Below are 17,864 nucleotides of genomic sequence, written 5' to 3'. Positions count from 1 at the left end.
AAAGTGAAGGAGTGAAAAAGTGACAGAGTTACAAAGTGAAGATAACTCTGTCACTTTTTCACTCGACAACTTTGCTACTTTTTCACTCAATTAAAATAAGCTTTACCGTTTCAATGCGGCTTGGTGTGGCTTTACTGATAATAAATTTTTTACTCTCAATCACCACTTCCTCATTTACTTTTGGAATCCGCCCTAAATGATTAATTATGAATCCCGCTACGGTATCATATTCAGAAGGTTCCAGTGGGAGTTCAATTTCACTAAATTTATCAATTAGCTCCTGAATCTCGACATTCCCGCTAACCACATACGTATTCTCAGAGAGCTTCTTCATGATCTCATCTTCCACATCGTATTCGTCCTGAATATCTCCAACTACTTCTTCCAGCAAATCTTCGATAGTCACCATACCGGCCGTTCCTCCGTATTCATCCAAAACAATAGCTACAGACATGTTAGACTGACGAAATTCCGTCAATAAGCCCTTGGATTTTTTACTGGAAGGAACCAGTTTTACAGGGCGAATAATCTCATTTAAAGACTTGGGTACATGGAAAAAATCATGAGCAAACACGACGCCAATTACATCGTCAATTGACTCGCGATATACCGGGAGCTTTGAATGCCCTGACTGAATAAAAATGTTAAGCACCTCATCTATTGCCGTATCCTTTTCCACGGCTTCAATTTCAATACGGGGAATCATCGAATCCTTCACTCTCTTATTGGATAGCTCCAAAACGTTATGTAGGATCTCTGAATCGTCTTCGTCAATATCTTCACTCCCCCCGCCATCGCGAAGCTCTTTAAAGATCATTTCCACATCCTGACGTCGATAATAGCTTTCTACAACCTCAGCATCTTTAACCAACCACTTAATTAATATATTTGAAGATCCTTTCGAGATTTCAATCAATGGCCTGAATATGTAGTAGGCAAATCGAAGCGGTATAGATATCACTGAAATCATATTATCAGCGAGCGCTCTGAAAATGGCTTTGGGCAAAATCTCGCCGAACAACATAATAACAACCGATGCTATGATGGTCTGTATCAGCAAAACCTCTAGTTCTGAGGGAATGAACCCAAACCAGGCTTCCGAATAAACTTGTACAGGTTCAACTAAAAAAATAGCCATGAACGTAGCATAGAGCACGTTTACGATATTATTTCCCACTAAGGTGGTAGTCAGAAAAGTTTCCGGCTTTCTGGTAAAAAACTCTATGGAATTGGAAAGGAAATTATTCTTTCTGGAAGCTACTTCAAGCTTAAGTTTATTAGCTGTAACAAAAGCTATTTCTGACCCTGAAAAGAACCCACTTAATAGAATTGTTAAGGTGATGAGGCCTAGTTCAAACATTCCTTCATCCCCGTGATATTAAGTGACAGTAAAAATAAAGATGTGCTACCCGATGGAGGTTCGTCTTTCATTCAACAAATATTAGTTTCTATTTACCGGAGAAGTTAGCTTTTCTTTTTTCAAGAAATGCGCTGGTTCCTTCTTTAAAATCAGCAGTACCGCACAATTCTCCAAAAAGTTTTGCTTCTTCCTCATAACCGGATCCTGAACCAGCCTCTTTAACAGCAAGCAGTGCATTTTTAATAGCTACCGGCCCTTGCTTCATGATCTTACTCAGCATGGATTTGGCTTCATCAACAGGAGAATGCTCCGTTACCTGATTAATCAGTCCAATTTCATATGCTTCGTCTGCCTTAACCTGTCGGCCCGTCATTATAAGCTCCAGAGCTTTACCACGACCTACAAGCTGTGTGAGTCTCTGTGTTCCCCCATAGCCAGGAATCAATCCTAAACTAACTTCCGGCAAGCCAAAAGCTGCTTTATCAAAAGCAATACGGAGATGGCAGGCCATAGCCAATTCACATCCCCCTCCTAAAGCATAACCATTAACGGCTGCTATAACAGGAATGGTGAGATCCTCAATTTTTTGAAATACGGACTGTCCTTTTTGGGAAGCTTTTTGTCCGGAAACAGGATCAAGTGAACTCAACTCTTTAATATCGGCTCCGGCTACAAATCCTTTTTCTCCAGCGCCGGTAATTATTAAAGACTTTATTTTGAAATTTTCCTTGATCGCGTCTACCGCTTCTGCAAGCTCTTCTAAAACCAAATTGTTAAGAGCATTCAGTTTATCCGGGCGATTAATGGTAAGCGTGCAAATTCCTGTTTCATCAACATCTAAAAGAAGCGTTTCGTAAGTCGAATCCATAGTTTATTCTTTGACTTTTTTAGCAGGTTTAATTTCCGTTTCCACTTCACCGGTCAGGTCATCCAAAATCGAATCAAAATCCAGATCTTTTTCCCATTCGGTTGTGTACTCAGGTAAAATATCCTGATCTAAGTCGTCAATCAATTGTGAAGTTTCTTCTACTTCAGTGAGTAAGTTATCCAGCTGGAAACCAATTTCTTCCGGGTTGCTCATGGTCATAGACTGCTCATAGATGTACCTGACCGCATCTTCGATGGTTTCAAGATGTGTTTCACAAACCAGATATTTCTCTTTTGCTACATTAAACTTCTTGAGTCGCTTTTGCATGATGGCAACGCGACGTGCTTTTGTGCGTTTCAGCTTCTCTGAATCCAGTGTTTTAATTTCTTCAATCTGACGCACCACTTCCTCTTTCAGGTTGCTTTCCAGTGACGTATTCAGATAAACTTCATAGCGTTTAATTAAATCAAGAAGGGTCAGGTAATTACCCAGGAGCTCATCAATTTTCTTCCCGATGTTGTCTAATAATCCCTGTGAGCTGTACGGAAGCTTCTCGAAGTTTTCCTGAACAAGTTTGGCTAGATGCTTAAGGACCAAGAATCGCTTTTGAGATTTGGTATCCAATGACTGAAACAGCTCTTTCTCGTTATTAGCAGCATGGCGTTCCTTGATTTTCTTAAGCTCCAGTTTTTTGCGGAAACGGGGCAATTTTGGAACTATACCGAGGTACATCAGCTCGAGACCGAATACCGATGTTAAAAGTAAACTGGAGACATCTCCTAACCCTGACATGAAAAAGGCCGTCAATGTAGAAACCAGAAGAACACCTAAATTAATAGGGTTCATAAAAGCTTCGCGGGTATAGTTGATGTTTAGCTCGTCATTACTCATTTGTTGGGCTCTGATGAATTATCGGTGCTTTTGGAGTCAGCGCTGTCGGAAGGTGACTTTTTGTTACCAATGGTTTTCTCTGTACGAATTTCATCGGCATGTTTCTCAATCTCATTATATAACATACCCATTTCAGCTTTCACCTGCTTTAGGGTCTGTTTAGCCTTCTGCTTTTTGAGTTCTTCATCCAGCTCTTCCTGCTTCACTTTATTGCTGATTTCAGAATCGTCGTCATCAAGACTGTCCATAGCAACATCAAGGCGGGCTTCCACGTGAGTAACTTTATCACGGACTTTACCCAAGAACTCATCAACCGACTCAAGCAGGTTATCAGAGTTCATATTCTCAACTGCTTTCGCAATTTTACCTTTCTGCTCCGTTCTTTTAAGACGTTCCTTTGCCTCTTTAATACGCCGATAATGCTCTTTGTATTCTTCTTTCAGGCGTTCGCGTTCTTGTTCACTTTTGCTGCTCATGGCTATGTCCTATGAACTGCTTTTTTCTTTATTGCCAACCGTCTTAGAGCTGTCTTTCTCTTTTGCTGGTTCTTCCTCGTCAATATTGATAGAACCACTTTTATCGCCCATTTCCATCTTGAACTGCTCTACCAAAGACTTCGCTCTGATTTTCTCAGCATTTGCCTCAATTTCCATGGTTTCCGTATCAATGCTGTCTAAAGCAATTTCCATACGGGCTTCATTCTTGGCAGACTGCTCGTTGATACGATTAATCATTTCGTCATGGGTTTGATCAATACCGCCCACTTCGAATTGTTCCAGCGTATCCGCAATTTTAGCTTGCCATTCTGAGCGCTCGCTTGCACGAAGAGCTTCTTTAGCTTCCTGGATCTTGCGATCTTTTTCGCGCATAAATACTTTTTTCACCTTAATCGCTTTCTCGTATGCTCTATCTGCAAACTGAAGCTGATCTTTGGTGTGTGCGTAATTCTCCTTGGCTTTTTCAAGCTGAAGAGCGTATCCCTCTGCGATATCATCACGGTCGGCCTGAATGGCTGACTTAACCTTAGCTGTTAAATCCTGTATCGCTTTTTCATTGCGATTCATCTCCTTTTGGAGCATCAACAGATTAGCTTTTACCGTCGCAATGTTTTCATTCATTTGAGGAATTTGATCGTTCAAATCCCGAATGTTTTGCTCAAGAATGAGTTTTGGATCTTCCATTGAGCTTATCAAACCACCGAACATAGATTTTATAGCACGGATAAATCGTTGAAACATAATACTTTCCTTTATTTTAAATGCCCTGTTTAAACTACCAACTAAATTAACCGATTATTAGTGTATTTCAAGCAACTTAAAGCTCAAATGCTCTGCTGCCTTTTTTGTCAATTGTATGACTCACCAAATGCACTGCCTCGGGTTTAGTGTTCGCAATAGTAACTGCCCCGAATAATTGATCGCTTGCAGCCTCTATTGCTGATGGCTTGTTCGTATAACCAGCCAAAATTGTTTCACCTTTAGTGATTTTATCACCAATTTTCTTTTTGAGGATAATTCCTGCCTGCGGATCTACATCATCTTCTTTGGTTTTTCGTCCAGCTCCCATTTCTACAGATGCCATCCCAATTTCAAAGGAATCCATCTCAGATACGTAACCGTCTTTGTCAGACTTAATCTCAAACTCATATTTAGCTATTGGATAATTTTCGGGTGATTTAATCATTTCCACATCACCACCTTGCTCTTCTACAATATCCAGCCATTTCTGAAAGGCCGCACCGCTTTCAATTTGTTTTTTGCTGATTTCAATACCTTCTGAAACATCTTTTGCTTTTCCGCCCAGATAAATCATCGTCCCTGACAACAGGTGGGTTATCTCCATAATGTCATCTGGACCGTCCCCATGCATGGCATCAATGCACTCTTCCACTTCCAGCCAATTACCAATTTTATATCCCAGTGGCTGATTCATGTTCGTAATGTAGGCGATGGTCTCTTTCTCAAACTGAGTTCCAATCCCTACTAAAGCTTCCCCAAGTTTAATGGCATCTTCTGTTGTTTTCATGAAGGCGCCGGAGCCTGCCTTCACGTCCAGAACCAAAGCATCAATTCCTTCAGCAAGCTTCTTACTCATGATACTTCCGGCAATAAGCGGAATAGATTCTACCGTGGCTGTAACATCCCGAAGAGCATACAAGCGTTTATCGGCTGGGGCTATTTCTTTGGTCTGACCAGCCAGTACCAAGTCATGTTTCCCAATAATTTCTTTATATCTGGCCAAATCCATATCCACATTAAAACCTGGGATGGATTCCAGTTTATCAAGCGTCCCACCCGTATGTCCTAAGCCTCGTCCTGAAATCATTGGGACCGGAACACCGGCTGAAGCAACAACAGGAGCTAAAATGAGCGAGAGTTTATCTCCCACTCCCCCGGTTGAGTGCTTATCTACTTTCTTACCTTTTACATGGGATAAGTCAACAATTTCACCGGAATGGAGCATAGCTTCTGTAAAAGCTGCCGATTCCTCATCATTCATCCCGTTCAGAAAAGCCGCCATTAAAAAGGCACTGATCTGGTAATCAGGGATTTCATCAGCGGTGTACAAGTTAATGAGATGCTGAATTTCTTCTTTCTCCAGCGTTTTCCCGTCTCGCTTTTTGCGTATAAGTGATACTATATTGTATTTTGTGTCCATGGTTCAAGTATAGACACTATAAAACTTTATTTCTCATTTCAAACAGGACTTTTTGATATACGTTGCAGCTGACCAAAATCTGTATAAAATTGAGGAACTCATTCCTTCAGAATGTAAACTCTCAACTCATAATCTTTCAGAAGGGATTCCTGATCTAAATCAAGCCGATGCCTTAATTGTTCGAACCGTTTCCCATCTGAATGAAGACACTTTCCCAAGCCCGCCCAATCAATTAAAGTTTATAGGTACGGCTTCTTCCGGCACCGATCATCTGGATAATGAGTACCTGGAAGGCAAAGGTATTACCCTGGCCAGTTCCAATGGGTGTAACGCCAGAACGGTTGCTGAATATGTGATGACCTCACTTTTGCTCTGGAAAGAAAAACATCAACCGAATACGCCTTTTGGTAAAGTTGGGGTGATTGGAGTTGGCAAAGCTGGTTCTGCAGTATCAGAGCTCTTGCAAGATTTCGGCATTGAATGCATTGAGTATGACCCTCCCCGTGAAGAAAGAGAGGCTGAATTTACATCTGCTTCTCTTAATGAAGTACTAGGAGCTGAGATTCTTACATTTCACGTACCATTCAATAAAAAAGGCAAGTACTCTACATTCCACTGGCTGAATGAGGAGAAACTATCAAACCGATCATATAAACTAGTTATCAATGCTGCGCGGGGTGGTGTGATTAACGAAATAGCTTTAATGAAAGCGTATGTGGAAGGCAGGGTCAAAAACTACGTGCTGGATGTTTGGGAAGGTGAGCCTGATTTCAATACAGAAGTGGCTAAACACGCATTTATAGCAACCCCTCATATTGCCGGCTATTCTGAACAAGCCAAAGTTAATGCTACTAAAATGATCTGTGATCAGATGGCTGACTTTTTTGAATTATCCTCCGGCTCCCTGAACTATCAAATACCTCCCCGGACTGAAGATTTGGCCCATATACAGTATGATCTCACCAAAATCATAACCCGCCTCCATCCTATCTTAGGATATGACAAGGCACTTAGAGATTTAATTGGCCGACCGGACAGAAAAGTCCTGTTTCGCAATCTTCGGAATGAATGGCCCTATCGGTTTGAATATAGTTCTCTAAGAATACGACAAGGATTATTGGATGAGTTTCCTGAATTGAAAAAAATTGGTATTCAGGGTTTTTAACCTTTGCTGCAGCTTTGAAGTGCTTTCCTTATCTATTTCCGATCAATCTATAAGCCTATCTGGTATGTGTTTACTCTTTTTGGCTTAAAAGCCTTGAAATACTTTTTGGTCAAGATCATAAACCAGCAAAGGTATTCAGACCTGCAGCTGCCCCTGATGACCGTTTTGTCATCCTTGCGAAAAGTCTTACCTGAGTTACTATAAGCAGTAGCAAAATTTCCAATTTTTTTGCATAATCAGGTTAGGCATTTCATTCTAACCTTCACTCCTGCATATGAATAAGCTTATCTCAACCCTATTGCTGGCTGGCTTACTTGTGGGGTTTTCCGGGTGCAAGACCTGGCATACTCTTGAGTTTGATACCGAATCCCAGCCCATTCAATTTGGTCCGCATCATACAACTGCAGGAGCTGATACGCTGGGTATTATTTCCGGTTATTATAAGCAACATTCTGAGGATGCCATCTATTCTGAGTCTGACAACGCCAGCTTGAGCGTAACGATGGGTGGAGATGAATATCTCGAAGAAAACCTAAGTGCCACTATCTACAAGTCGCTTGATGACCACCCTGATCACTTTATTGCAGATGGATTAGTTGAGGTGAAAGTTGAAAGAGGGGTCACATTTTGGGCTTTTCTGAGAACTATGATTGCCGGAGCCATCACGGGCGGGGAATCGGAAGGTGGAGAATATTCTACCGAAAAAATTCACTATACCGGCGTAGTTTATACCATCAACAAAGAAAGTAAAGAAAGTACGGAGGACAATGATGATGACTAGTCGCATGCATTTCGTGCTTTTGATACTCTTGATGCCAACACTCGTTTTTTTGAACGGATGTTCCGTAGGCGCTACCGTTGCTGTTACTGCCAAAGAAGTCGATCACCCGGTTTCATATACACACAGCTTCTATAACTCAAATGACGAACTTGTGGTTTCCGGTAGTTATGAAGAACTCAAAGACTTCAGCTTCACTTTCACTAAATGGGGAGTTTCTTCCTGGATAGAAATCCGAAACAGCGAAGACATTTCTAATCGGCTCAATAAAATCATTGAAAAAGAAAATGGCGATGCCATCACCAACCTGAAAATCTCTATTAATAATCCGTCCGGGAAAAATGGGCTTCTATGGTTTTCAAAGGTGATTACGATTTCAGCCTCTGCCTTATTTACTTTTTTAGCCATTTCAGATTCAGATCACCGTCCTGAATTTACCGCCATTGCCGCCGGGTCAACACTGGCCGCTCTCTTTACTCCTGCCGCAGTGGATATTAAAGTTGAAGGTACGGTGGTTAAACGCACAAACTGATCTGGCTATTCCTTGCAGGCAATATATTTAATTGCCTCTCCTATGCCTCTGGAATCTATAGTGTACTTGTAATATTGCTTTTTGAAATCGCCGTTATAAAACTCATAAGTAATTTCATCAGTCGTACTGTTCTTCACACAAATAACCTCGTGAACACTTTGATATTCAAGAGACCTTGTACTGCCTTTAAAACTGCTCTCTACACTTCTGGATATCAGATCAAACTGCTGTAAAGTTGAGAAGCGGTGTTCCATATTTAATACATCAAGATCTTCAGCATCTTTAGCCGAAAATGAACTATCAATAAAGCTGAACCGAACTCTAGGATTAGTAGAACGAATTAAAACGGGTGGCTCATAGGTAAAGGATATCGTTAAATAACTTTCATGATTTCTAATCCAGGTTATCATTGTATCTCCTTTTACTTCCCAAATTCCAATAACTTTTAGAGCTTTTTTTTCATCAACGGGCTGAGCTTTCAGAAAACCAGTTGCAATAATTGATATAAAAAAAAGGCTTTTGAAGAAGTAATTAAAGAGTTTCATATCTCATAGTTATCAAGATTTTATGTATCAATCATCATATTCGAACTATTGAATGATAAAAACAAACTTGATCTTACTCTACCAGTCAAGATTCCAGTATTTGAAATAGAGATGGGACTGCTGTCTTTTATATTTAGTTTCATAATCCCAAAGTCCTCAAATTACTTTTTAGTTTGAAAGCTACATCTCAGTATATTGGCGACCCGACATTTTTAATAACCAAGCCTGAATCAACCTGCACTTATGACCTACACTTTCTTCGACTTTTTCCAACTGATAGGTTCGCTTGGGATTTTTATTTATGGCATGAAGGTGTTCAGCGATGGTCTTCAGAAAGTAGCTGGAAATAGGCTTCGTGGTATTCTTAAAGGTATGACAACCACGCGCTTTCGTGGTGTTTTTACCGGTTTTGCTGCTACTACAATCACACAATCTTCCAGTACAACCACCGTAATGGTGGTGAGTTTTGTGAACGCAGGTCTTCTTACTTTTCTAGAGTCTACCGGAGTGGTGATGGGTGCTAATATCGGTACTACAGTTACAGCATGGATGGTCTCTATTTTTGGGTTCAAGATGCAGATCACTCCAATCGCGATAATGCTCATAGGTATTTTCTTCCCCTTTATGTTTGCCGGCAAGGAGCGGTTAAGAAATCTTGCTGAAGCTATGATTGGCTTTGGTATTCTTTTTATCGGACTCGATTTCATTAAAAATGCTGTACCAAACATTCAGAACAACCCTGAGATGTTCATGTTTGTAGATCAGTTTACCGAATTCGGCTTTTTATCAATTATCATATTCGTTTTTGCAGGTACTCTTCTCACGCTTGTAACACAATCTTCATCGGCCTCTACAGCTATTACGCTGGTTATGTTATTTCAAGGCTGGATTGATTTCCCAATTGCCGCAGCCATGGTTTTAGGCGAGAATATCGGAACTACGGTTACTGCGAATATTGCTGCTGTAGTTGGTAATGTTTATGCAAAAAGAGCAGCTCGCTTTCACTTCGTTTTCAATGTATTTGGGGTGATATGGATGTTGTTGCTTATGCAACCCTTCCTGATGGGTATTGACAGTGTGATGGGTTATTTCTCGCCTGAAGCAGGATCAGTTTTCAACACCACAGACGAGATGGGCAGGGCAAACGCTACACTAGCCCTCTCCCTTTTCCATACTACTTTCAACGTATTGAATGTGCTTTTTCTGGTTGCCTTTGTACCACGGATCGTAACCCTGATAGAACGTTACCAAAAGGAGAAAAAAGGAGACGACAGCACTTACCGCCTTCAGTATATTTCTTCAGGAATGATGTCTTCACCGGAACTTTCAATATCACAGGCTCATAAAGAAATTCAGCTATTCGGTAAGCTTATCGAAAAAATTCACTACAGCTTCGAAGCACTGCTTTTTAATAAACAGGGTAAGCAAAGCAAGTTCTTAAAGAAGATTAAAGAAAGAGAGAATATCACAGATACCATTGAACTGGAAGTGGCCGAATATCTAACTAAGATATCGAGTACTAACCTCACTGAAAGTTCAACAAGGCGCATTCGCGGGATGCACAGCATCATAAATGATTTAGAGCGGGTTGCCGACATCTACTATCAAATGTCTAAAACATTCGAGCAAATGCAATCTGAGGGAACTGATTTTAAGGAACCCGTACTTATTCGCCTTAAAGAAATGCTTAACCTTATCCTTGAGGATATACAGCTGGTCCGCAATAATCTCAAAAAAGATTACGGGACTGTAGACCTTGACGATGCAATTGAAGTAGAAGGATATATTGATGCCTACCGTGATGAACTCCTCGAATTCCATTACAGTCAGTTAGAAAATAAAGCTTACAGTAATAAAGCCGGATTCATCTTTTTGGATTACGTGAACCGAATGGAAAAAATCGGTGACCACTTATTCAACGTAAATGAAGCAATGGCAGGTATTAAAGTAAAAGCAGCATATGAAAAAGTGATTGAAGAGCGCGGGTAACTTTAACAACCTGCGGTTTTACCGGCATAGCCTTTTGGCTGGTAATGAATTAAAACTCATCTGTGAGATTCCCATTCTACTTTGCCAATTCCTAATTCTCTTGAGAAGGTGGAAGTAATGAAAATGCAGGTGGCCTGATCCTTAACGCTAATTTCGCGAATATTTGTCAGACACAGGCACTGTTTACGAAATTATAAGCAAGCCTTACTTCACTGCCGATCCATATATATCCAGAATCAATTCGGAGGTTGCTTTGGCACTTACCGGATCTGCTATTGGAGTCCCTCCCTTTTTCACGGCTTCCTCAAAATCCAGAATGATCTCTTTATGTGCGCTTACATCACTCACGGAAGCACTTGTAGCCCCGTCATGCTGGTATTCGAAATCCGTGTTTCCCGGGTTGGGAATGCCATCGAAATGCCATTCGCTTATGGTATCATCAACCATGATAAAACTTCCTTTTTCAGTATGGACTTCCAGGCGTGCTGCGAATCCCGGCTTTGTTGCTGTTGAGGCGATGATGGTGCCAATCATTCCATTATCGTATTTCAATAGAGCGGCACCATGATCTTCAGCTTCCATGTCGTGGGTAAAGGTATCCATCATACTCACAACTTTTGCAGGGAGGCCAAAGAACCAAACGTAAATATCTATATTATGACAAGCCTGTTGCATAAAGGGTCCGCCTCCGTCAATGCTATACCCTCCTCGATAGTCTGCGCTGTCATAGTAAGCCTGATCCCGATAAAATTTTGCGGTTAAATCGGCTGCAAATACTTTTCCCAAAACACCCTGTTCAAGTAATTGTTTTACCGTTTGATTGTCCGGTGTGGTTCGGCGCTGATAAGCTACGGCCAGTGTCAGATTATTTTCCTCACAAGCTGTGATGGCTGCCTCCATTTCATCACTGTCAATGCCAAGTGGCTTTTCTGTGATCACATGCTTTCCGTTTCGGGCGGCAGCTAATATTCCTTTACAATGTAATCCGTTTGGGGTAGTCACGATTACAGCATCAAAATCTGCCGATATCGATTCCAGGCTTGGGAAGTCAGGAATGTCAGTATTTGCAGCAATACGGTTCCCGCTTCGGCTTACACAAGCTACAATTTCAGAGTCCTTCAATTCTGAAATTGCATTCACATAAGTATTGCTGATATTTCCAGTTCCAATAATGACGTATTTCACGAGTAGTTCCTTTATGATTTAGATGATCAATCTACCGACAGGTATTTTTTAATAACTAAATATTTCAATTCAGTGTCTCCAACATTCCGGATTCCATGTTTGCTGTATGGTGGACAGTAAAAACTGGAATATGGACCTGCTTCAGTTGTTTCCCCATCCAGGTAAAACTCAGCCGTGCCTTCAAGCACAAAAAAGAATTCATCTTCTTCATGAGAGTGAGGAGCATGAGTTGCTTTTTGAGGTTCAACCACACTCATTTTCAGCGTCCGGCCATCCAGATATGTCTTGTCGACAAACCAAAACTGATACCCCACCTCTGTAGAATCCACTTCCTCAAGGTTGAAGGTGCTGACTGTATTCTTAATGGTAAACTTATCGCCATCACTCTTTTTTTCAGACTGAGCAAACAAGGTTACTGATGTTAGTGCCAGAATTGCTAATAAACATGTAGTCTTCTTCATTGGATTTACCTCAGGTTATTTATTTCTGTTGGGATGTAAGGACCCTGCGTTTAAACTGCGCGGAGACTATAAGTTAATAAAAGGCTAAAATTTCAAAACAAACAACTTTAGTAACCAATAGCTCGTCCTCGTGTCAGAACCGATCCCGGTTGCCGATGCCCCCAAAGCGCGGGTTAACCACGTTATTAAGCACCGATCCGAAGCGGTAGCGGAATCCGAAGCTGAATCCCGCCTCGTAGTTGGTTTTAAGCTGTGTGCGTCGGAGAAGTACATCTTCGAGGTCTGCATTGCCTTTTGGAAGATTGATCTGATCTCGGATCAATTCGAGAAATCCGCCAATCTCCACGGAAAGACCTCTGGTGATACGAATATCGAACTCTGCATCAAACTGAAGACTGTGCCGTGAGGGTTCGTGCAGATACTGAGAGGCATTGATGCCGACTTCGATCCCTCCCCACGGCTGTATCACTTCGTAGCCTGCATTGAGGAGATGCTGTGGAAGTAATTCTTCGATTTCGTTGTAAATGGTTGTGTCTCTATAAGTAATGTGCGAGGCTCCCAGGCGATAAGCAACCGTGAGCTGTCGCCGGTTTGCCTCCCGGTAAGGGAAAAGACTCCACTCCACTGCGCCCATAAAACGGTAGCGCCAGTCTACGTTGGAGAAGGTTGATGTAAGTACATCTCCGTAAGCACCAACGGACCAGTGTGGCGAGATGCTCCGAACGGCATAGCTGGTAAATCCGTCACGCCGGGCCGAGTTCGTGATCGTTCCTTCTTCCCGCTCAAACCGGTCGTAATTGTAGTTGAAGAAGGGACGGAACCGAAGCTTCCACTCCTCAGTCACGCGGCTGACGTACACCCCGTAGCGCGTGTCGAAGGAGCGCTGCTGGGACTCAAAGTCGGCGCTTCCGTCGGCATAAACCTCGATGGTCCAATGGTTCCAGGGGTCTTCCGTTGTTTGCGGCTGATCCACGGCATCCTCTTCGGATGGTGCAATATCCACAAACAGTCGGTCTCGCATGGATGTTTGCATCAGGTACGGTACGAGTGCTGCTTCGAGGGTTTGGAGGAAACCGTTCCGCTCTTCAGCCTCAGTGGTGTTGGCGGGTGTGTTGAAGACGGTCGAGAAATTCAACCCGTCAAATACCCCCAAGCCGATAATGTCGATGGTCTGTGCCTCGCCACCGGACCCTGTGCCCTCCCGGGTAACGAGGACATGGACATCAGCGACTTCACGGTCACGGACATGGTCCAGATAGGGCATCTCCTGCCGTATAAAGGTCTCATCGCAGAAGCCACAGTCGAGGAAGAGGGCTAGTCGCGTAGGTGGTTCCATTTCGACCTCCTGTGCAACCACAGGATGGACGGCAGCACTGAACCATAAAAGTACTATCAGACAAACTAAGGTTGCAGTGTTTAGATCATGGACTTGTCGCGGCATGGTTCTCAATTAAGGATGTAATGACCCAAAATATTACGGGCGCAGGGTTATGAGTATCCTTTGAAGTAGCGAAATTAATTCCTGCCAATCAAGTTTCCATCGCACCCCGTCCGCGTCCGATTTAAAACGCGTTACTATTTGCCGATTACAAGTAAAGGTCATGTAAGTACAATTGTAAATTTCTTAAATGTCTTCCCCAATGAGTTCTGAATAATAATTCATAATTCCATAGTGCATCATTTGTAGAAGTATTTTCAAATCGCCAACGAATGTTCAATAAATCTAAAGTAATATCTGTAATGTCATCTATAGCATCACCTGTGCAAATTTGAGTATCACCAACCTTATCACAGACATCACGTACGATATTATATAAACCAAGATCTGGAAATCTATTTTCTACTTTTTTACGAATTTCAGAATACTCAAAGGTTGAATTATCTAAATAGTCTTTGTCATCGAATTCGAATTCAATTTGGTGGGTGGAAATTGCCAATTTGTCCAAAGCAGAAATTAAATCACTCAATTTTTCGAGCTTTGAGTCCCGTTCTAAAACTAAATCAAGAAAATTATTTATTTCAGTTTGGATGTTCATAAAAGGAATAAGCAATTAATGACCCAGCGTTGAAACAGCGCTGGGATAATGATTTGGTTGAAAAAGCAAAATTAATTTCTGGCAATCAAGTTTCAATCGTACCCCTCCTAAATGCCTTGTTATTGCACATTATAAAGAGGCTTTCTGCAGATCCTACTTCAAACTTTTCTAAATCCTAAATAACCGCTTCGCCGTGGCGGAAGTTTTAGCATCTACTTCCTCTAAGCTCAGCTCAAACAACTCCGCTAACTTCTCAGCGGTATATTTCATAAAGGCGGGTTCGTTGCGTTTGCCCCTTTTGGGGGTTGGGGAAAGGTAGGGAGCATCGGTTTCCAGCACCATCTTGTCCAAAGGTAATTGGGCTACGGTTTTATCTACACCGGCGTTTTTAAAAGTAGCAACACCTCCAATCCCCAAATGAAAACCCAAATCGATAGCGCGCTTCCCCTCTTCCAACGTGCCGTTAAAGCAGTGCCAGATTCCCGTCAGGCTGCCGTCTTGCTCCTGCTCTAAAACCTTCAGCATATCGTCGGTGCTTTCCCGGTTATGGATGATGATCGGCTTCTTTACTTTCTTGGCTACCCGGCAGTGAGCATGCAGGCTCAGCTTTTGCTCTGTAACATGATCGGTGCTCCAGTAGTAATCGAGACCCGTCTCTCCCACTCCATAAATATCATCCTGAGAACATAAATCCAGCAGCTGCTTTTCGAAACCGTCTTCCAGTTCTTCTACATCACAAGGATGGAGCCCTGCCATTTTATAAAACGATATTTCAGGGTGATTCATCATCTCCATCTGCTTCAATGAACCGAAATCTATGGCCGGCATTAAGATAGCCTCGACTCCGGCCTCAACCGCTCGCCGGTTTACTTCGTCTCGGTCTTCATCAAACTTGGGGAGGTAAATATGAGAATGGGTGTCTATCACGGGTTGTACTTTTTCTTCTTGAATTTTCTGAGGAGCTCAAAGATGCTGAATCAAGTTCAGCATGACAAGCTTGGTCAATAATTAATGTTTCCAGCTTTGTCATCCCGAGCGCCTCTTTTTTATTTAAGGTGAGATTTACCAACGCGAGAGATCTCAAAATATATAACCCCTACTTAATTTAGCACCTGAACAGTCCCAAGAATAGGAAAATCCTTCGGAAGTATCCTCAGGATGACTTTGGCTTGGAATGAATAGGTCCGGACAAGTCTCTCCTTGTGAAGGAGAGATTTAGAGAGGTCGGAGTTATAGGGCTTTGAATCTTATCCCACTCGAAAACTCATTTTTTAAACAAATTATGAACCACACTGTAGAATCCAAATCCGGCATCCCGACCTCTTTTGTTTTCTCCTTATCAAGGAGAAAGACGCGTTGATAAAATTTCTACACTTTAACTCCGCATAAAAACTATAAATGGGCTCGAACAAGTCTCTCCTTGAGAAGGAGAGATTTAGAGAGGTCGGAGGTATCTGCTTCTGAACAACGAAATAGCTCCAATATTTCTGTTAACGAATTCCCTGAAATCTACAATCCTGAACTTAATTCAACATCTGAACAGGCTCAGGCATGGGAAGATCCTTCGGAAGTATCCTCAGGATGACTTTGGTTTGGACTAAGTGTTATCGCGAAAATTGTAGGGCGATATGCTCAATGGGACTGCGTATTACGGAGTAAATTTCTACCCCTTTTTGCTTGGCACAAGCCCGGAGTTCACTTTCAAAAACGGATGCAATAGAACCTACAAAGCCAAGTTCGTAAGACTTCGATTCTTCAGGAAAGAATTCGATTACATTGTCCAGAAATTCAGAAAACCCGTCATAGATAATTGCCTGCACTTCCCGGTGAGAAGACTTCTTTGCAAACACCTTGCATACGTGCCCAACATATAACTTTGCCTCGCGAGGTTGCTGAAGCCGATAAAACAACTCTGGGTAATCTATATCTTCCTGATCCTCAAAATAGGTTCTTAATTTTTTATCCATTGAGCCATCCAGGTAGGAGATTAGTAACTTTTGCCCGATCTGACTTGCGCTGCCCTCATCACCAAAAGGATAGCCAATGGATGGCATTTGTTTAACCAATCTGCCCTCTTTGTAGAAGCCCGCGCTGGATCCCGAACCAAGTATGCATACAATGCCTTCTCTTTGGCCGAACAAGGCAAGTCCCGCTCCATCAAGATCGGTTTGAACATGAATGGCTGATTCTTCAAAAACCTTGGAGAGATATTTCTCAACTTCTTTTTTCTTTTCGGATGCACCACATCCTGCCCCAAAAAAATAAATTCGGTTAATAGATTTCCCTAATAGGTTCGGCTTCAACTCTTTAACTAAGATCTGAAAAAACTCCTCTGCGGTTAGCAAATGAGGGTTAAGTCCTTCTGTTTGAATGAATTGAGGCTCTTCGCCTCCCAATAAAACCCAATCTGTTTTTGTAGCTCCGCTATCACCAACTAAAATATTCATGCGTCAATAGTACTGAAAAAGTATTAGATCTGAACTTTTTTATTCCTTAAAACTCTAAAAAAGCCCTTTTTTCTATAAATTCAAACTTAGCAATACTATTATGATCTGACTATTATTCCCTAAATAAAAAACCGCTTATGAGCCTGACTTATACCAATTACCTAAAAATTGACGAACTGCTTGAACTTCAGCAGCTTAAATCGGATCCCAAAGAACATGATGAAGTTCTGTTTATCATCATCCACCAAACCTATGAATTGTGGTTTAAACAGGTTCTTCATGAGTTTGATAAGCTTCGGAATAACCTGCAAGACGGAAATACCTGGGGCGCATTAAAAACCATGCGTCGCGTACTTACTATTTTAAAGACGATGGTATCTCAGATCGACATCCTCGAAACGATGACGCCGCTTGAATTTAACAGCTTCCGGAAATTCTTGGGTCAGTCAAGTGGTTTTCAGTCATTGCAGTTCAGGGAGATGGAAATTTTGTGCGGTTTACGGTTTCCACTGATGAAAGAAGCTCATAAAGATCAGCCCAAACACATCGAGGTCTTGGAAAAGCGGATGAAGGAAGCCACCCTTTGGGAAAGTTTTTGTGCGTATCTGAGAACCCGTGGTTATGAAGTCAACCCCAAGCGGGAAAATGAACAAGGACTCGTTCACAATCCCTCTGAAGAAATTCAGGATATTCTTGTCGAAGCCATGCAAAATGATCCTGAGGCTGCAGTAATTGCAGAGTTATTTGTGGATTATGATGAGGGATTACAGGAGTGGCGATACCGACATGTTAAAATGGTTGAGCGGACTATTGGAACCAAGAAAGGAACCGGCGGTTCTGACGGAGCCAAATATCTCCACAAAACACTAAACCACGCTATTTTTCCCGACCTGTGGGCCATTCGGTCTAAATTCTAAAACTTGATTTCTACCTCTCTTTTGTTAGATTT

19 protein-coding genes are annotated in these 17,864 nt (G+C 41.9%); 6 read left to right on the top strand and 13 right to left on the bottom strand.

Features of this window, described 5'->3' with window-relative positions; translation table 11 throughout:
- Nucleotides 1-82 precede the first annotated feature (82 nt).
- The 6 genes from CL667_08805 to CL667_08780 all read right to left on the bottom strand — a co-directional run bounded on the left by CL667_08805 (nt 83) and on the right by CL667_08780 (nt 5,777).
- Nucleotides 83-1,360 carry a hypothetical protein gene (locus CL667_08805; GenBank protein ID MAL17800.1) on the bottom strand — a complete coding sequence of 426 codons (1,278 nt, stop codon included), beginning with the start codon at nt 1,358-1,360 and terminating at the stop codon, nt 83-85.
- Nucleotides 1,361-1,448: 88 nt separating this feature from the next.
- On the bottom strand, nt 1,449-2,228 hold the full coding sequence (locus CL667_08800) for an enoyl-CoA hydratase (GenBank protein ID MAL17799.1): 780 nt from the start codon (nt 2,226-2,228) through the stop codon (nt 1,449-1,451).
- 3 nt (nt 2,229-2,231) lie between these two features.
- Nucleotides 2,232-3,074 (bottom strand): hypothetical protein, encoded by an 843-nt coding sequence (locus tag CL667_08795; GenBank protein ID MAL17798.1) that lies wholly within the window; start codon nt 3,072-3,074, stop codon nt 2,232-2,234.
- A 41-nt stretch (nt 3,075-3,115) separates the two neighbouring features.
- Nucleotides 3,116-3,595, bottom strand: a complete 480-nt coding sequence (locus tag CL667_08790) for a hypothetical protein (GenBank protein ID MAL17797.1) — start codon at nt 3,593-3,595, stop codon at nt 3,116-3,118.
- Between the two features lie 9 nt (nt 3,596-3,604).
- Nucleotides 3,605-4,357, bottom strand: coding sequence for a hypothetical protein (locus tag CL667_08785; protein ID MAL17796.1), 753 nt, complete (start codon nt 4,355-4,357; stop codon nt 3,605-3,607).
- Between the two features lie 76 nt (nt 4,358-4,433).
- Nucleotides 4,434-5,777: a thymidine phosphorylase gene (locus CL667_08780; GenBank protein MAL17795.1), complete on the bottom strand. Its 1,344-nt coding sequence runs from the start codon at nt 5,775-5,777 to the stop codon at nt 4,434-4,436.
- 28 nt (nt 5,778-5,805) lie between these two features.
- Here CL667_08780 and CL667_08775 point away from each other — a divergent pair, with 28 nt between their 5' ends.
- From CL667_08775 to CL667_08765, 3 genes are all read left to right on the top strand, one after another.
- On the top strand, nt 5,806-6,942 hold the full coding sequence (locus CL667_08775) for a hypothetical protein (protein ID MAL17794.1): 1,137 nt from the start codon (nt 5,806-5,808) through the stop codon (nt 6,940-6,942).
- A gap of 274 nt (nt 6,943-7,216) precedes the next feature.
- A complete protein-coding gene (locus CL667_08770) occupies nt 7,217-7,723 on the top strand; it encodes a hypothetical protein (protein ID MAL17793.1) in 507 nt (168 codons plus the stop codon).
- A complete protein-coding gene (locus tag CL667_08765) occupies nt 7,710-8,252 on the top strand; it encodes a hypothetical protein (GenBank protein ID MAL17792.1) in 543 nt (180 codons plus the stop codon). The genes CL667_08770 and CL667_08765 overlap by 14 nt, the downstream gene beginning before the upstream one ends.
- Before the next feature lie 5 nt (nt 8,253-8,257).
- Here the strand turns inward: CL667_08765 and CL667_08760 are convergent, their stop codons facing one another.
- On the bottom strand, nt 8,258-8,797 hold the full coding sequence (locus tag CL667_08760) for a hypothetical protein (GenBank protein ID MAL17791.1): 540 nt from the start codon (nt 8,795-8,797) through the stop codon (nt 8,258-8,260).
- Nucleotides 8,798-9,040: 243 nt separating this feature from the next.
- Here CL667_08760 and CL667_08755 point away from each other — a divergent pair, with 243 nt between their 5' ends.
- Nucleotides 9,041-10,786, top strand: a complete 1,746-nt coding sequence (locus tag CL667_08755; protein MAL17790.1) for a Na/Pi cotransporter — start codon at nt 9,041-9,043, stop codon at nt 10,784-10,786.
- Between the two features lie 204 nt (nt 10,787-10,990).
- Here CL667_08755 and CL667_08750 read toward each other — a convergent pair whose 3' ends face one another.
- The 3 genes from CL667_08750 to CL667_08740 form a co-directional block, all read right to left on the bottom strand.
- The gene (locus tag CL667_08750; GenBank protein ID MAL17789.1) at nt 10,991-11,971 is read right to left on the bottom strand and encodes a hypothetical protein; all 981 of its coding nucleotides are present in this window, start codon (nt 11,969-11,971) and stop codon (nt 10,991-10,993) included.
- Nucleotides 11,972-11,997: 26 nt separating this feature from the next.
- A complete protein-coding gene (locus tag CL667_08745) occupies nt 11,998-12,432 on the bottom strand; it encodes a cupin (GenBank protein MAL17788.1) in 435 nt (144 codons plus the stop codon).
- A 133-nt stretch (nt 12,433-12,565) separates the two neighbouring features.
- On the bottom strand, nt 12,566-13,465 hold the full coding sequence (locus CL667_08740) for a hypothetical protein (GenBank protein ID MAL17787.1): 900 nt from the start codon (nt 13,463-13,465) through the stop codon (nt 12,566-12,568).
- Between CL667_08740 and CL667_08735 the strand changes: the two genes are divergently transcribed.
- Nucleotides 13,460-13,750 carry a hypothetical protein gene (locus tag CL667_08735; protein MAL17786.1) on the top strand — a complete coding sequence of 97 codons (291 nt, stop codon included), beginning with the start codon at nt 13,460-13,462 and terminating at the stop codon, nt 13,748-13,750. The genes CL667_08740 and CL667_08735 overlap by 6 nt on opposite strands.
- Nucleotides 13,751-14,018: 268 nt before the next feature.
- Here CL667_08735 and CL667_08730 read toward each other — a convergent pair whose 3' ends face one another.
- From CL667_08730 to CL667_08720, 3 genes are all read right to left on the bottom strand, one after another.
- On the bottom strand, nt 14,019-14,483 hold the full coding sequence (locus CL667_08730; protein ID MAL17785.1) for a DUF5063 domain-containing protein: 465 nt from the start codon (nt 14,481-14,483) through the stop codon (nt 14,019-14,021).
- Between the two features lie 153 nt (nt 14,484-14,636).
- Entirely contained in the window at nt 14,637-15,395 is a 759-nt protein-coding gene (locus CL667_08725) for a hypothetical protein (GenBank protein ID MAL17784.1), read from the bottom strand.
- Nucleotides 15,396-16,072: 677 nt separating this feature from the next.
- Entirely contained in the window at nt 16,073-16,915 is an 843-nt protein-coding gene (locus CL667_08720) for a hypothetical protein (protein MAL17783.1), read from the bottom strand.
- 137 nt (nt 16,916-17,052) lie between these two features.
- Here CL667_08720 and CL667_08715 point away from each other — a divergent pair, with 137 nt between their 5' ends.
- Nucleotides 17,053-17,832, top strand: coding sequence for a tryptophan 2,3-dioxygenase (locus CL667_08715; GenBank protein ID MAL17782.1), 780 nt, complete (start codon nt 17,053-17,055; stop codon nt 17,830-17,832).
- Nucleotides 17,833-17,864: the final 32 nt, after the last annotated feature.

Origin of the sequence: Balneola sp., from assembly GCA_002694685.1 — a bacterium.
Classification (GTDB): Bacteria; Bacteroidota; Rhodothermia; order Balneolales; family Balneolaceae; genus Gracilimonas.
This window is presented reverse-complemented; position numbering and strand designations above follow the sequence as displayed.

Coding starts and splice junctions, on each gene's coding strand:
- CL667_08805 (MAL17800.1), bottom strand. CDS start 1,360: ATGTTTGAACTAGGCCTCATCACCTTAACAATTCTATTAAGTGGGTTC.
- CL667_08800 (MAL17799.1), bottom strand. CDS start 2,228: ATGGATTCGACTTACGAAACGCTTCTTTTAGATGTTGATGAAACAGGA.
- CL667_08795 (MAL17798.1), bottom strand. CDS start 3,074: ATGAACCCTATTAATTTAGGTGTTCTTCTGGTTTCTACATTGACGGCC.
- CL667_08790 (MAL17797.1), bottom strand. CDS start 3,595: ATGAGCAGCAAAAGTGAACAAGAACGCGAACGCCTGAAAGAAGAATAC.
- CL667_08785 (MAL17796.1), bottom strand. CDS start 4,357: ATGTTTCAACGATTTATCCGTGCTATAAAATCTATGTTCGGTGGTTTG.
- CL667_08780 (MAL17795.1), bottom strand. CDS start 5,777: ATGGACACAAAATACAATATAGTATCACTTATACGCAAAAAGCGAGAC.
- CL667_08770 (MAL17793.1), top strand. CDS start 7,217: ATGAATAAGCTTATCTCAACCCTATTGCTGGCTGGCTTACTTGTGGGG.
- CL667_08765 (MAL17792.1), top strand. CDS start 7,710: ATGATGATGACTAGTCGCATGCATTTCGTGCTTTTGATACTCTTGATG.
- CL667_08760 (MAL17791.1), bottom strand. CDS start 8,797: ATGAAACTCTTTAATTACTTCTTCAAAAGCCTTTTTTTTATATCAATT.
- CL667_08755 (MAL17790.1), top strand. CDS start 9,041: ATGACCTACACTTTCTTCGACTTTTTCCAACTGATAGGTTCGCTTGGG.
- CL667_08745 (MAL17788.1), bottom strand. CDS start 12,432: ATGAAGAAGACTACATGTTTATTAGCAATTCTGGCACTAACATCAGTA.
- CL667_08740 (MAL17787.1), bottom strand. CDS start 13,465: ATGCAAACATCCATGCGAGACCGACTGTTTGTGGATATTGCACCATCC.
- CL667_08720 (MAL17783.1), bottom strand. CDS start 16,915: ATGAATATTTTAGTTGGTGATAGCGGAGCTACAAAAACAGATTGGGTT.
- CL667_08715 (MAL17782.1), top strand. CDS start 17,053: ATGAGCCTGACTTATACCAATTACCTAAAAATTGACGAACTGCTTGAA.